Consider the following 13,375-nt stretch of genomic DNA (forward strand, 5'->3'; position numbering starts at 1 on the left):
GACTTGGCGCCCGTGGGCGCAGCCACCCGGAGCGGGGTGGTCTTGAAACAGGGATGACTCGGCAAGCGGGTTGAGCGCCGCAGGCGCGAAACCTGCCATTGTCACCCGAGCGGACCTGAGGTGCGACCCGCGGGCGCAAACCCACGTTCAAACAATAGTGACGCCAGGCGCCGCGCTCGGCGCCTGGACCAGAGATGCCCCAGGATAAAAGGCCCATGACGTACCCATGCGCCACCGCCAATGGCCGGTACTGGCAGACGCTGGGCTTGCCTTGCGTGCATCATCCAGCAACACTGCCGCCCTTCATTCCTTGACGGGAGTCTGCCTTGCGCCCTGCCGACATGCTGCGCCTCTTGCTGCTCGCTGCGATCTGGGGCGCCAGCTTTCTGTTCATGCGGATCGTCGCGCCAGTGATTGGCAGCATGCCCACGGCCTTCTTTCGCGCCTCCATCGCCATGCTGGGCCTGCTGGCGATCCTGTTGCTGATGCGGGTGAAGTGGAACTTCCACGGCAAGCTCGGGCTGTGCCTGATACTCGGGATAATCAATGCGGGCATTCCCTCGGCCATGTACAGCATGGCCGCCTTGGTGCTGCCAGCGGGCTACTCGGCGATCATCAATGCCACCACACCGATGATGGGCGTGCTGATCGGCGCGCTGTTCTTCACCGAAGCGATGACGACGAGTCGCGCGGCGGGTGTCGCCCTGGGCCTGTTCGGGGTCGCCGTGCTGACCCGCAGCGGACCGGCGCAGCTGGACATGGGCCTGCTGCTTGGCGCCCTCGCCTGCCTGCTGGCGACCGCGTGCTATGGCGTGGCCGGTTTTCTGACCCGACGCTGGATAGCGGGACGCCTGGACAATCGCCTCACCGCCTTCGGCAGCCTGCTGGGCGCCAGCCTGTTCCTGTTGCCCCTGTTCGCCGGTTCGCTGGCGCTCGAGGCACCGGCCAGTTGGGGCGGTTGGCTGGAGTGGACGTCGCTGCTGGCGTTGGGCCTGGGCTGCACGGCCTTCGCCTACGTACTGTATTTCCGCCTGCTCAATGACATCGGGCCGATCAAGGCCTCGACCACCACCTTTCTGATTCCGATCTTCGGCGTGCTGTGGGGCGCGTTGTTGCTCGGCGAGCCGCTGTCCTGGGCGCATCTGTACGGCGGCATCCTGATCGCCATCGCCTTGTGGCTGGTGGTTCGTCCTGCGGCCAAGGTGCCGGCTTAACGCACGCTCAGTTTTGGTGGGCTGAAGCCCACCCTACAACTGCGTGTACTCCGTAGGGTGGGCTTCAGCCCACCAATTGGCAGACCACCTGACGTCCCGTAAAGCGTTCCCACGCAGAGCGTAGGGACGATCTGATCACGCAAACTTACTGCTGCAATTCCTGCTCGGTGAACAGGTCGCTGAACAGCATGCTGGTCAGGTAACGCTCCCCGGAGTCCGGCAGGATCACCACCAGGGTCTTGCCCTGCATCTCGGGTTTTTCGGCCAGGCGCACCGCTGCCGCCATCGCCGCGCCACAGGAAATCCCGCAGAGGATGCCTTCCTCGCGCATCAGCCGCAGGGCCATGGCCTTGGCGTCTTCATCGGTGACCTGCTCGACGCGATCGACCAGCGACAAATCGAGGTTCTTCGGCACGAAGCCGGCGCCAATGCCCTGGATCTTGTGGGGGCTGGGTTTGACTTCGTCGCCGGCCATCGTCTGGCTGATCACCGGCGAGGAAACCGGCTCGACCGCCACGGACAGGATCGCCTTGCCCTGGGTCTGCTTGATGTAACGGGAAATACCGGTGATGGTGCCGCCAGTACCGACCCCGGAGACCAGCACGTCGATGGCGCCTTCGGTATCGTTCCAGATTTCCGGGCCGGTGGTCTTCTCATGGATCGCCGGGTTGGCCGGGTTCTCGAACTGCTGCGGCATGTAGTACTGCTCGGGGTTGGAAGCAGCGATTTGCGCGGCCTTCTCGATCGCGCCCTTCATGCCCCTGGCGGGCTCGGTCAGCACCAGCTCGGCGCCCAACGCCTTCAATACCTTGCGCCGCTCCAGGCTCATGGAGGCCGGCATGGTCAGCATCAGCTTGTAGCCCCGTGCGGCGGCGACGAATGCCAGGCCGATTCCGGTATTGCCGGAGGTCGGCTCGACCAGGGTCATGCCCGGCTTGAGCACGCCGCGGGACTCGGCGTCCCAGACCATGTTGGCGCCGATCCGGCACTTCACCGAGTAGGCCGGGTTGCGGCCTTCGATCTTGGCCAGGATGGTCACGCCCTTGGGTCCGAGGCGGTTGATCATCACCAGGGGCGTGTTGCCGATAGCCTGTGCGTTGTCTGCATATATGCGGCTCATGGTGTATCGGTTCCTTGTCATGACTGAGCCCGTCAGCCTATGCCTCAAGCCGGGGCGCGTCCAGCGTCTGGAAGTTCGAACTCAGGCGCAGCGGCGGCAGTCCACTCCTGACACCGCGAAACCGGACACCCACGATGAAACGTCGCTACAGCCTGCCCCTGTGCATCTGCCTCGGCCTGCTCGCCGTGCTGCTGGTCGTGCACATCGCCCTGCCCTACATGGTGCGCAATTACCTCAACGACAAGCTGGCCGAGATGGGCGATTACCGCGGCCATATAGAAGACGTCGACGTGGCGTTGTGGCGTGGCGGCTACCGCATCAATGGCCTGCGTATCGTCAAGGTCACCCAGGAGCTGCCGGTGCCCTTCGTCGACGCCCCCCTGATCGACATTTCGGTGAGCTGGAAGGAGCTGCTGCGAAATGGTGCCGTGGTCGCTCGGGTGGTCTTCGAACGGCCGGAGGTGAACTTCGTCGATGGCAAGAGCCGCGAAGATTCGCAGACCGGTGAAGGCACCGACTGGCGTGAGCAGCTGAACAAGCTGCTGCCCATCACCCTCAACGAGGTGCGGGTCAACGACGGCGCCCTGGGCTTCTACAACTTCAATGCCTCCCCGCCAGTCAAGCTCAAGGCCAACGCCATCCACGCCAGCCTGTACAACCTGACCAACGTGGCCGACGAACAGGGTGACCGCGTGGCCCGTTTCGAAGGCAAGGCCAAGCTGATGGATCAGGCGCCACTGGAAGCCAGCGCGGTGTTCGACCCCTTCCACAACTTCCAGGATTTCGAGTTCCGCGTAAGGGCCACCGACATCGAGCTGCCGCGCCTCAATGACCTGGCCAATGCCTATGGCAAGTTCGACTTCAAGTCGGGCACCGGCGATATCGTGATCGAGGCCTTCGCCGAGGACTCCCAGCTCAGCGGCTATATCAAGCCACTGCTGCGCGACGTGGAAGTGTTCGACTGGCAACAGGATGTCGAGAACCAGGACAAGGGCTTCTTCCGCTCGATCTGGGAAGCGGTGGTGGCCGGCAGCGAAAAGGTGCTCAAGAACCGCCCGCGTGACCAGATCGCCACCCGGGTGGAACTGCGCGGCAGCACCAAGCAGCAGGATGTCAGCGCCTTCCAGGCGTTCATCGGTATCCTGCGCAATGGCTTCATCCAGGCCTTCAACAGCGGTTTCGAGCGTGATGCCGCTGAGGAGCCCTGAGCGCGTCCATTCAGTGACTGAATACGCCAGGCGCGTTCACACCCATGCGCCGGGCGCGCTATAGTCGGCGTTTTCCCATTCGCCTGCCGAGGATTCCCGATGAAGTTCGAAGGCACCGAGCACTATGTCGCCACCGATGACCTCAAGCTGGCGGTCAATGCCGCCATCACCCTGCAGCGCCCGCTGCTGGTCAAGGGCGAACCCGGCACCGGCAAGACCCTGCTCGCCGAGCAGCTGGCCGAATCCTTCGGCACGCGGCTGATCACCTGGCACATCAAGTCGACCACCAAGGCGCACCAGGGCCTGTACGAGTACGACGCGGTGAGCCGCCTGCGTGACTCGCAGCTCAGCTCCGACAAGGTTCACGACGTTCGTAACTACATCAAGAAAGGCAAGCTGTGGGAGGCCTTCGAGGCCGACGAACGCGTGGTGCTGCTGATCGACGAGATCGACAAGGCCGATATCGAGTTTCCCAACGACCTGCTGCAGGAACTCGACAAGATGGAGTTCTACGTTTACGAGACCGACGAGACCATCAAGGCCAGGCACCGGCCGATCATCATCATCACCTCGAACAACGAGAAGGAACTGCCGGACGCCTTCCTGCGCCGCTGCTTCTTCCACTACATCGCCTTTCCGGACCGCCAGACCCTGCAGAAGATCGTCGACGTACACTACCCCGGCATCAGCAACAGCCTGGTGGCCGAAGCGCTGGACGTATTCTTCGACGTGCGCAAGGTCCCGGGCCTGAAGAAGAAACCCTCGACCAGCGAACTGGTCGACTGGCTCAAGCTGCTGATGGCCGACAATATCGGCGAAACGGTGCTGCGCGAGCGCGACCCGACCAAGGCCATTCCGCCCCTGGCTGGCGCTCTGGTGAAGAACGAGCAGGACGTGCAGTTGCTCGAGCGCCTGGCATTTATGGCACGCCGCGGTAATCGCTGATATCGAACGTCCTTGTAGGGTGGGTTAGCGAAGCGTAACCCACCGTCCAGCCGCCAGGCTGGCAAGCATGATGCCTGCGGCATCAATGGTGGGTTACGCCGCTGCGCGGCTAACCCACCCTACGGATGATCCCGAGGGCATAGACAATGCTGCTCAACCTGTTCAACGAAATGCGTGCGGCCAAGGTGCCGGTGTCCCTGCGCGAGTTGCTCGACCTGATCGATGCGCTGGAGCACAAGGTGGTGTTCGCCGACATGGATGAATTCTACTACCTGGCTCGCGCCATTCTGGTGAAGGACGAGCGCCATTTCGACAAGTTCGACCGGGCCTTTTCCGCCTACTTCGACGGTTTGCAGAACCTCGACCAGCACCTCGAAGCGCTGATCCCTGAAGAGTGGCTACGCAAGGAATTCGAGCGCTCGCTGAGCGCCGAAGAACGCGCGCAGATCCAGTCCCTGGGCGGCCTGGACAAGCTGATCGAGGAATTCAAGAAGCGCCTGGAAGAGCAGAAGAAACGCCACGCCGGCGGCAACAAGTGGATCGGCACCGGCGGCACCAGCCCGTTCGGCTCGGGCGGCTACAACCCGGAAGGCATACGCGTCGGTGATGCCGGCGAGCGCCAGGGCAAGGCCGTCAAGGTGTGGGATCAGCGCGAGTACAGGAACCTCGACGACTCGGTGGAGATCGGCACGCGCAACATCAAGGTGGCCCTGCGCCGCCTGCGCAAGTTCGCCCGCCAGGGCGCCCTGGATGAGCTGGACCTCGATGGCACCATCGACCACACCGCCCGTGACGGCGGCCTCTTGAACATCCAGATGCGCCCGGAGCGCCGCAACACGGTCAAGCTGCTCCTGCTGTTCGATATCGGCGGCTCCATGGACGCCCACGTCAAGGTCTGCGAGGAACTGTTCTCGGCCTGCCGTATCGAGTTCAAGCACATGGAGTATTTCTACTTCCATAACTGCGTGTACGAATCGGTGTGGAAGAACAACCTGCGGCGTACTGCCGAACGCATCTCCACCCATGATCTGCTGCACAAGTACGGCGCCGACTACAAGGTGGTGTTCATCGGCGATGCCGCCATGGCGCCCTATGAGATCACCCAGCCGGGCGGCAGCGTCGAGCACTGGAACGAGGAAGCGGGCTACGTGTGGCTGCAGCGTTTCATGGAAACCTACAAGAAGCTCATCTGGATCAACCCCTACCCGCGTGAGGCCTGGGACTACACCAGCTCGACGCGCATCATCCGCGAGCTGATCAACGAGCAGATGTTCCCGCTGACCCTGCAGGGGCTGGAAGACGGGATGCGGTTTCTGGCCAAGTAAGCAGATGCTTTCAGCCCGGGTCGAGCGAAGCGACAGCCGGGCTACACACTTGCGCTTAGCGCATGCGCGGCGTTTGCCGCTCGGGCACTGTACGACGTTGACGACGACCGAATGGCAGGGCCAGCAACAGCAGGATGCTTTCCACCACCCAGGCCAGGAACAGCGCGCAGACGATACCCCAGGCGATCGCCTCCGGCGCCAGCAGCACCTGATAGCGGTAGGCTGCCCGGGTTTCCGCCAGCAATTGGCTATCGGCGGCCGTTGCCAGGTGCCAGACCTGGCGATACCAGGGGCCCTGCATGGCCAGCGATTCCTGTTCCAGCAGCGCCGAACGTTCGACCAGCAGGCCGACGCTGCGCGCATCGCTCTGCATCACCGGATCGCTGCTGTTGCGGTAATGGCCGACCAGCCGTTGCAGGTCGCCGTCGAAGAAGCGCCGGGCGGTATCGCGAAAGCCGCTCAGGCTCTGCTCGGACTCCAGGCGATGGGCCTCGACGCGCTTGGCGTAATCGTCAATGAAACCCGGCACCTGAACGCCCAGCAGCAGGCCAAGGGCGAACAGCGCCAGACGCAGATAACTTCGTACCATCCTTCCCTCGCCGCCCCGCGGGACGTCAGTCAGTTGCTCTGGCCCTGGGCGATGCATTCGCCGGCGCGCCACAGACGCCATTCGCCCGGCTGGTACAGCGACCATTGCTCGTTGTCGGTCAATGGCTCGGTCGCCAGCACCGAGACCACATCATTGGGTGTGGTCTCGGCGTGGAAATCCACGCTCATGTCGGCATCACGCAGGTGCGCAGGCCCAAAGGGTGCACGCCGGGTGATATGCGCCAGCTTGGTGGAGCAAAAGCTGAACAGCCAGTCGCCATCGCTGAGCAGGCAGTTGAACACGCCGTGCTGTCGATAGGCCGCGCAGGCGGCGACAAGTTCAGGCAACAGCACCTCGATCGGCACCGCCTCCGGGAAGGCGGTACGAATGCGGTTGAGCAGGTCGCAGAAGGCCGACTCGCTGTCGGTGTCGCCAATGGCGCGGTAGAAGCTCAGCGCCGGGCGAAAATCGGCCAACTGACCGTTATGGGCAAAGCACCAGTTGCGCCCCCACAGCTCACGCACGAAGGGATGGGTGTTGGCCAGGCACACCCGCCCGACATTGGCCTGGCGAATATGGCCGATCACCACCTCGCTCTTGATCGGGTAGCGCTGCACCAGCTGCGCCACCTCCGACTCGCTGCTCGCCCGCGGGTCCTGGAACAGACGCAGCCCGCGCCCTTCGTAGAAACCGATGCCCCAGCCATCGCGATGCGGCCCGGTGCGTCCGCCCCGCTGCATCAACCCGGTAAAGCTGAAGACGATATCGGTGGGGACATTGGCGCTCATGCCGAGCAATTCACACATGATCGGGCTCTCGATTGATCGGGCTTACAAACGCGGTTCGACGCGAGCGCCGCGACTACCGCGTGGCACCGAATAGCTCGGTTCCTGCTCCTGCTGCAGGCGCTCGCGCAGCGTCAGGTCGCTGCCCTCGCCCTGCTCCTCTTCGCGCGCCGCCTTGCGCGCCTTGGCACGGTTCAGGAACGGCCAGCGAATGGCCACGAACAGCAGGTAGACGGCAAACGCGATCATTCCGTACATGGCCAGGTCCGCCACGGCCCGCCAGGCATTGCTGCCGACCTTGAACAGCAGGTCGAGTGCGACGATCGCCACGGCCGGGGCGAACAGCTCCTTGGCCGGGTCGACGATGGTCGGGCAGAACAGCAGAATCGCCACCAGCACCCGCAGCGGCTCGCGCAGGTAGCGCCACATCCAGCTGGTAATCCTGAACCACACCAGCAGGCAACCCAGTGCGGCAATCGCATAGGCGCCCCAGGCGAGGAAATAGTCGTTTTCGATCATGAGGGCGATGGTTCCCTTGCTTGACTGGGCTCGAGCGGACGAATGCGCATTGGCGCGGTTGCCGGACGACAAAGGCGCTTATGATAACGGCTTTTACCCGGTTCGGCGCCTTCAGGGCATTTCTTAAAACGCAGAGACGAAAGCGTTTGGGAGTGCGCCCGGATGTCGCCCCTCGCTCTGGAGATATTCATGACCACCGCCCCCATCGCCCGCAAGGCCGCCGGCGCTGACCCCTACCACTGGCTCGAGGCCCGCGACAGCGACGAGGTACTTGAGCACCTGCGTGCCGAGAACGCCTACCTGGAAAGCCAGTTGGACGACCTGCCGTTGCGCGAGCAGCTGTTCCAGGAGATCAAGGCGCGCATCCGCGAAACCGACCTGTCCCTGCCAACGCCCTGGGGCGATTACCTCTATTACCAGCGCACCACCGCTGGCGACGAATACCCACGCCACTATCGCTGCCCTCGCCCGGCCGATGGCAGCCTGACACTCGACGAGAACGCCGAGCAGCTGCTGCTGGACCCCAACGAGATGGCCGCCGGTGGTTTTTTGTCCCTGGGTGCGTTCAGCATCAGCCCCGACCAGCAGCGCCTGGCCTACAGCCTGGACACCAGCGGCGAGGAAACCTATCGGCTGTTCGTCAAGGAACTGGCCAGCGGCGCCATCAGCGAGCTGCCGTTCGAAGACTGCGACGGCAGCATGACCTGGGCCAATGACAGCCAGACCCTGTTCTACGGTGAGCTGGACGACACCCATCGCCCCGCCACCCTGCACCGCTTTCGCCTGGGCGCTGCACGCAGCACCCAGGTTTTCCACGAAGCCGACGAGCGTTTCTTTCTCAGCTGCTACCGCAGCAGCTCCGAGCGTCACCTGGTGCTGCTGCTGGGCAGCAAGACCACCACCGAATCCTGGATACTGGACGCCGACACGCCCGAGCAGGCCTTCCAGTGCCTGGCCGCGCGCGAAGAAGGCCACGAGTACTACGCCGACCACGGCAAGCTGGATGGCCAGTGGACCTGGCTGATTCGCAGCAACCAGAGCGGCATCAACTTCGCGCTGTACAGCGCTGCGCCCGAACGACCAAGGCGGCCCGACTGGCAGGAACTGGTGGCGCACGACGAACATGTGATGCTCGAGGGCGTCAGCCTGGCCGAGTCGGCGCTGGTGCTCAGCCTGCGCGAGGGTGGCCTGCCGGTCATCGATGTACGCCCGCAAGGACTGGCCGGCTATCGGGTCAGCCTGCCGGACGCCGCCTATAGCCTGTACGTGCAGGACAGCCTGGAATTCGCCAGCCCGGTGATCCGTCTGCGCTACGAAGCGCTCAACCGTCCGGCGCAGGTTCGCGAACTGAACCTGGCCGATGGCACCCAGCGGGTCCTCAAGGAGACGCCGGTTCTCGGCGACTTCGCCGCCGACGACTACCAGAACCAGCGCCTCTGGGCCACCGCGCCGGATGGCACCCAGGTGCCGATCAGCCTGGTCGCGCGTCGCGATGCCTTGGGCCAGGCGGCGCCCCTTTATCTGTATGGCTACGGCGCCTACGGTGAAAGCCTCGACCCCTGGTTCTCCCACGCGCGCCTGAGCCTGCTCGATCGCGGCGTGGTGTTCGCCATCGCCCATGTGCGCGGCGGCGGCGAACTGGGCGAAGCCTGGTACCGTGCCGGCAAACTCGCCCACAAGCAGAACAGTTTCAGCGACTTCATCGCCTGCGCCGAGCACCTGATCGCCAAGGGTTTCACCAGCGCCTCGCAGCTGGTGATCAGCGGTGGCAGCGCCGGCGGCCTGTTGATCGGCGCGACACTCAACCAGCGGCCTGAGCTGTTCGCCGCCGCCATCGCCGAAGTGCCCTTCGTCGACGTACTCAACACCATGCTCAACCCGGAGCTGCCGCTGACCGTCACCGAGTACGACGAATGGGGCGACCCCAACCAGCCGCAGGCCCATGCGCGCATCAAGGGCTATGCTCCCTACGAGAACGTCCGGGCGCAACGCTACCCGGCCATCCTCGCGGTGGCCGGCTACAACGACAGCCGCGTGCAATATTGGGAGGCGGCCAAGTGGGTGGCGCGCCTGCGGGAACTGAAGACTGACGACAACCTGCTGTTGCTCAAGACCGACCTGGAAGCCGGCCACGGCGGCATGAGCGGTCGTTACCAGGCCATCCGTGACGTGGCCCTGGAATATGCCTTCGTCTTCAAGGTGCTCGGCCTGCGCGCGGCAGGCCGATAGCAGGCTGCCGCAGCCGGCAGCCGTGGCGTCAGTCGGGGATCTGCTCGCCCTGCTCCTCGGGCGCCTGCTCCTGCTGACGCTCGGAGGCATCCTGGGCGGCTTTGGTGGATTCATCGTTGTCACGCCCGTCGCGAATCACCGGCGGGGTGTCGGGGTCGACCTTGGACGGGTCAGGCACCTCGGGCGTCTGAATCGCACCGGCAGGCTCGGGCGGGGCGGACTGCTGCTGGGCCTGGGCGATGCCGCCCATCGACAGCAGGCTGATCAGAACGAGTAGAGGGGTGCGCATGGTCAGTACTCCATAAGGCAGTGGGACATGCTGCATTGGGCAGTGCCCGCCGCCAGAAAGTGCAGACTGATTCCACGGCCCTGCCTATATACTGCGCGCATACGCCAGCAAGGAGCGATCATGAGCAGCCCGTCCACGCCACCCTCCAAACTCGACCGCATCCTCGCCGACGCCCAGCGCAGCCGTGAAGAAGGCTACCGGGACAAGGCCCTGCGCATGTACCCGCACGTCTGCGGCCGCTGCGCCCGAGAATTTTCCGGCAAGCGTCTGAGCGAACTGACCGTGCACCATCGCGACCACAACCACGACAACAACCCCCAGGACGGCTCCAACTGGGAACTGCTGTGTCTGTTCTGTCACGACAACGAACACGCCCGCTACACCGACCAGCAGTATTTCAGCGAAGGCTCGACGGCCAGCCAGACCGGCCCGAAAACCACCCACAAGGCCTTCGCCAACCTCGCTGATCTGCTGCAGAAAAAATCCTGAGGAGCGAACTGGTCGTATAATGCCGGCCCCTTTCTCGAGGCCTGGTCCGTGGGCAACAAACGATACAGCTGCATCGGTCTCTACAACCCCAAGTCGCCGGAAAACGTCGGCGCGGTGATGCGCGCCGCGGGCTGCTATGGCGTGGCCTCGGTGTTCTACACCGGCAAGCGCTACGAGCGCGCCCGCGACTTCGTCACCGACACCAAGCGCGTGCACCTGGACATCCCGCTGATCGGTATCGACGACCTGCAGAAGGTCATCCCGCTGGGTTGCACGCCGGTCGCCGTGGAGCTGGTGGATGGCGCACGCCCCCTGCCCACCTACACCCACCCGGATCGCGCCTTCTATATCTTCGGTCCCGAAGACGGCTCGCTGGACCAGAGCGTGCGCGACTGGTGCGAAGAGGTGATCTACATCCCCACCGAGGGCTGCATGAACCTGGCGGCCACGGTCAACGTGGTGCTCTACGACCGCCTGGCCAAAGGCAACAACACCCGTACCGGCGCCAAGTACTGAAGCGCAGACAAAATAAAGCCCGGACGATGCCGGGCTTTGTTTCAGGGCTGACCGATCAGGACATCTCGGCCTTGCCACCGGTGCGGCTGTAGCCATCTTCGGCGACCAGTTTGCCACCGACGTGCTGGTAACCGCTTTCAGCGATCTTGCCGCCGGTGCGCTTGTAGCCATCTTCGGCAACCAGTTTGCCGCCTACGTGCTGGTAACCGCTTTCAGCGATCTTGCCACCGGTACGCTTGTAGCCATCTTCGGCAACCAGTTTGCCGCCTACGTGCTGGTAACCGCTTTCAGCGATCTTGCCGCCGGTGCGCTTGTAACCGTCTTCGGCGACCAGTTTGCCACCGGTGCGCTCGAAGCCATTCTCGGCGATCTTGCCGCCAGTACGCTTGTAGCCGTCTTCAGCTACCTTCTGGGTGCTGATCGACTGCGAAGAGGTGGCTTCGAGCGGGCCCTGGGGCAGCGCGAAGGCAGCGCTGGCAAGGGTGGCGATAAACAGGCTGGCGATAAATTCGGTTTTCATGATGAGCTCCTTGGGAGGAAGTAAGTGGGTATGGAGCTCATGTTACTCAAGAAAATTTGATGAAAAACTCGATCCCGAGAATAGTAAAGATCGACTCCATTGATATCTCGGTCGAAGCCATGAAGCACTAGGCCTCTAAGCAAAACGCGCAGGCCGCCATGGCACCGGACCGGGCGTTTCGCCTCGATAATTAAACATCGATAAATTCGATAGATCAGGCCTTCGCTCGCCTAGCCAATTCAATCCGATCAGGATCCTGGACGGGCTCTGCAGATGCCATGTCGCGAAACAGGGTGAAGTGATCCATACCTGACAGGAAGGTGGCTCGCGCAGATTCCGCGAGCCAGGGAGCGCGGCGCGCCACTGCGCAAGCGCATGGCAGCGACCGCCTGGGGTCAGCGCAGCAGGCGGGTATCCAGCACCTTCGAACTGCGGCCCATGACGTTCTCGGTAATCTCGATGAAGTCCTTGGTGCTGGCCTTGTCCATGCGCATCAGGCCACGGGCCACATCGTCCAGGGAACGTTCCTGACCGTCCTTGGTAGCCTGGCGAATCTCCCGATCGAGCTCCTGCAGCAGCAATACCGCGCGGGCGGTGACCGGCCCGGTAGAGTTCTCGGTGCGCAAGGATTTGACCGGCTTGCTCCACTTGATCAGGTGCTCGCGGACCTTCTGGTAGCGGTCTTCGCTCAGCCCGCCGGCACGGCGCATCACCTCGATGGCGTAATACTCGGCGATCCCCTCGCTGATCCAGTCGCTCTTGTCGGTATCGCTGATACGGCTGAACACGTGCACCAGCTCATGGACCAGCGAACTGGTGCCGTTCTCGCTGACCAGCGGTCGGTCGGCGTGCATGAAATAGGAGTTGGGTGCCGACAGGCCACCGCGCCACATCGGGTCACCGGCCCCGACCACTAGCAGCTTGGCGGGGTCACGGGGGAACACCGCCTGCATCTCCGGCCAGACGAAGGTCAGCAGAGTCAGCGCATCCATCCGGCGCATGCCCTCGCCCACCGGCGCGGCGATGGTCACCTGGGTTTCGCCGAGCTTGGCGCGGCGGGTGCCGATCTTGCCGGCAAGAATCCAACCGGTGGGCCGGTCGAACTTGCGCTGCGGGTTGTCGATGCGGAACTTGTTCTTGCCCACCCGCGGCCAGCCGGTCTCGACGCTGCGCCAGCCCTTGGGCAGATCGAATTCCAGGCGCGCGACCAGATCAAGGCCGTCGACCTGGTTGAGGCTCGCACTGGGGATCAAGTCGTCACCGCGCAGCAGCGCCCAGTCCTCGGTCATGCGCGCATCGAACCGGCCTTCGCCCCGGGGGTGACTGATGCGCACCTTGTAGCTCAGGCTGCTCTTGCCCTTGGCGGGCACCCACAGGCCGCGGTTATCGCCTTCGGGCTTCCACTCACCGTCGGCCTTGAAGTCGCTGTAATACCCCTCGTCGCCGAGGTTGAAATTCAGCCCTCGCACCTGCTCGCCCTCTTCCAGGGTGATGCTGACTTCCGCCTCGTCGCTCTGCGGCAGGAATTTGACCTTGTAGTCCAGATCGACCTTCTCGGCGGCCCACAGGGGTGTGCCGGTACTCAACAGAACAGCGGACAGCAGCAGGCAACGAATCGACATACAGG

Annotated in this window: 14 protein-coding genes; 7 read left to right on the forward strand and 7 right to left on the reverse strand. The window is 63.7% G+C overall.

Going from position 1 to position 13,375, the window contains the following annotated elements; all coding sequences use genetic code 11:
- Positions 1–326 precede the first annotated feature (326 nt).
- Entirely contained in the window at positions 327–1,214 is an 888-nt protein-coding gene (locus SA190iCDA_RS16055; protein WP_070886373.1) for a DMT family transporter, read from the forward strand.
- A 145-nt stretch (positions 1,215–1,359) separates the two neighbouring features.
- Here the strand turns inward: SA190iCDA_RS16055 and cysK are convergent, their stop codons facing one another.
- Positions 1,360–2,334 (reverse strand): cysteine synthase A, encoded by a 975-nt coding sequence (gene cysK, locus SA190iCDA_RS16060; protein ID WP_070886374.1) that lies wholly within the window; start codon positions 2,332–2,334, stop codon positions 1,360–1,362.
- Positions 2,335–2,468: 134 nt separating this feature from the next.
- On the opposite strand from cysK, the gene SA190iCDA_RS16065 reads away from it, so the two are divergent.
- From SA190iCDA_RS16065 to SA190iCDA_RS16075, 3 genes are all read left to right on the forward strand, one after another.
- Positions 2,469–3,542, forward strand: a complete 1,074-nt coding sequence (locus SA190iCDA_RS16065) for a DUF748 domain-containing protein (RefSeq protein WP_070886375.1) — start codon at positions 2,469–2,471, stop codon at positions 3,540–3,542.
- A 99-nt stretch (positions 3,543–3,641) separates the two neighbouring features.
- A complete protein-coding gene (locus tag SA190iCDA_RS16070) occupies positions 3,642–4,487 on the forward strand; it encodes an AAA family ATPase (RefSeq protein WP_070886376.1) in 846 nt (281 codons plus the stop codon).
- A 146-nt stretch (positions 4,488–4,633) separates the two neighbouring features.
- Entirely contained in the window at positions 4,634–5,812 is a 1,179-nt protein-coding gene (locus tag SA190iCDA_RS16075; RefSeq protein ID WP_070886377.1) for a vWA domain-containing protein, read from the forward strand.
- A 55-nt stretch (positions 5,813–5,867) separates the two neighbouring features.
- On the opposite strand, the gene SA190iCDA_RS16080 is transcribed toward SA190iCDA_RS16075, so the two are convergent.
- Genes SA190iCDA_RS16080 through SA190iCDA_RS16090 form a run of 3 tightly spaced genes read right to left on the reverse strand, consistent with a single transcriptional unit; the run spans position 5,868 to position 7,705 of the window.
- Positions 5,868–6,401, reverse strand: a complete 534-nt coding sequence (locus SA190iCDA_RS16080) for a DUF2937 family protein (RefSeq protein WP_070886378.1) — start codon at positions 6,399–6,401, stop codon at positions 5,868–5,870.
- 29 nt (positions 6,402–6,430) lie between these two features.
- Entirely contained in the window at positions 6,431–7,207 is a 777-nt protein-coding gene (locus SA190iCDA_RS16085; protein WP_070886379.1) for a class II glutamine amidotransferase, read from the reverse strand.
- A gap of 24 nt (positions 7,208–7,231) precedes the next feature.
- Positions 7,232–7,705, reverse strand: a complete 474-nt coding sequence (locus SA190iCDA_RS16090) for an MFS transporter (protein WP_070886380.1) — start codon at positions 7,703–7,705, stop codon at positions 7,232–7,234.
- A 189-nt stretch (positions 7,706–7,894) separates the two neighbouring features.
- Here SA190iCDA_RS16090 and SA190iCDA_RS16095 point away from each other — a divergent pair, with 189 nt between their 5' ends.
- Positions 7,895–9,934, forward strand: coding sequence for a S9 family peptidase (locus SA190iCDA_RS16095; RefSeq protein WP_070886381.1), 2,040 nt, complete (start codon positions 7,895–7,897; stop codon positions 9,932–9,934).
- Between the two features lie 28 nt (positions 9,935–9,962).
- Here SA190iCDA_RS16095 and SA190iCDA_RS16100 read toward each other — a convergent pair whose 3' ends face one another.
- Positions 9,963–10,223: a hypothetical protein gene (locus SA190iCDA_RS16100; RefSeq protein ID WP_070886382.1), complete on the reverse strand. Its 261-nt coding sequence runs from the start codon at positions 10,221–10,223 to the stop codon at positions 9,963–9,965.
- A gap of 120 nt (positions 10,224–10,343) precedes the next feature.
- Between SA190iCDA_RS16100 and SA190iCDA_RS16105 the strand changes: the two genes are divergently transcribed.
- Together SA190iCDA_RS16105 and SA190iCDA_RS16110 are read left to right on the forward strand one after the other, a co-directional pair.
- On the forward strand, positions 10,344–10,712 hold the full coding sequence (locus tag SA190iCDA_RS16105) for a YajD family HNH nuclease (RefSeq protein WP_070886383.1): 369 nt from the start codon (positions 10,344–10,346) through the stop codon (positions 10,710–10,712).
- 48 nt (positions 10,713–10,760) lie between these two features.
- A complete protein-coding gene (locus tag SA190iCDA_RS16110) occupies positions 10,761–11,228 on the forward strand; it encodes an RNA methyltransferase (protein WP_070886384.1) in 468 nt (155 codons plus the stop codon).
- Between the two features lie 55 nt (positions 11,229–11,283).
- Here the strand turns inward: SA190iCDA_RS16110 and SA190iCDA_RS16115 are convergent, their stop codons facing one another.
- Positions 11,284–11,748 (reverse strand): hypothetical protein, encoded by a 465-nt coding sequence (locus SA190iCDA_RS16115; protein WP_070886385.1) that lies wholly within the window; start codon positions 11,746–11,748, stop codon positions 11,284–11,286.
- Positions 11,749–12,143: 395 nt separating this feature from the next.
- Entirely contained in the window at positions 12,144–13,370 is a 1,227-nt protein-coding gene (locus SA190iCDA_RS16120; protein ID WP_070886386.1) for a hypothetical protein, read from the reverse strand.
- Between the last annotated feature and the right edge of the window lie 5 nt (positions 13,371–13,375).

The sequence above is a fragment of the Pseudomonas argentinensis genome (assembly GCF_001839655.2).
GTDB classification, from domain to species: domain Bacteria; phylum Pseudomonadota; class Gammaproteobacteria; order Pseudomonadales; family Pseudomonadaceae; genus Aquipseudomonas; species Aquipseudomonas argentinensis_B.

Coding starts and splice junctions, on each gene's coding strand:
- cysK (WP_070886374.1), bottom strand. CDS start 2,334: ATGAGCCGCATATATGCAGACAACGCACAGGCTATCGGCAACACGCCC.
- SA190iCDA_RS16065 (WP_070886375.1), top strand. CDS start 2,469: ATGAAACGTCGCTACAGCCTGCCCCTGTGCATCTGCCTCGGCCTGCTC.
- SA190iCDA_RS16070 (WP_070886376.1), top strand. CDS start 3,642: ATGAAGTTCGAAGGCACCGAGCACTATGTCGCCACCGATGACCTCAAG.
- SA190iCDA_RS16075 (WP_070886377.1), top strand. CDS start 4,634: ATGCTGCTCAACCTGTTCAACGAAATGCGTGCGGCCAAGGTGCCGGTG.
- SA190iCDA_RS16080 (WP_070886378.1), bottom strand. CDS start 6,401: ATGGTACGAAGTTATCTGCGTCTGGCGCTGTTCGCCCTTGGCCTGCTG.
- SA190iCDA_RS16085 (WP_070886379.1), bottom strand. CDS start 7,207: ATGTGTGAATTGCTCGGCATGAGCGCCAATGTCCCCACCGATATCGTC.
- SA190iCDA_RS16090 (WP_070886380.1), bottom strand. CDS start 7,705: ATGATCGAAAACGACTATTTCCTCGCCTGGGGCGCCTATGCGATTGCC.
- SA190iCDA_RS16095 (WP_070886381.1), top strand. CDS start 7,895: ATGACCACCGCCCCCATCGCCCGCAAGGCCGCCGGCGCTGACCCCTAC.
- SA190iCDA_RS16100 (WP_070886382.1), bottom strand. CDS start 10,223: ATGCGCACCCCTCTACTCGTTCTGATCAGCCTGCTGTCGATGGGCGGC.
- SA190iCDA_RS16105 (WP_070886383.1), top strand. CDS start 10,344: ATGAGCAGCCCGTCCACGCCACCCTCCAAACTCGACCGCATCCTCGCC.
- SA190iCDA_RS16115 (WP_070886385.1), bottom strand. CDS start 11,748: ATGAAAACCGAATTTATCGCCAGCCTGTTTATCGCCACCCTTGCCAGC.
- SA190iCDA_RS16120 (WP_070886386.1), bottom strand. CDS start 13,370: ATGTCGATTCGTTGCCTGCTGCTGTCCGCTGTTCTGTTGAGTACCGGC.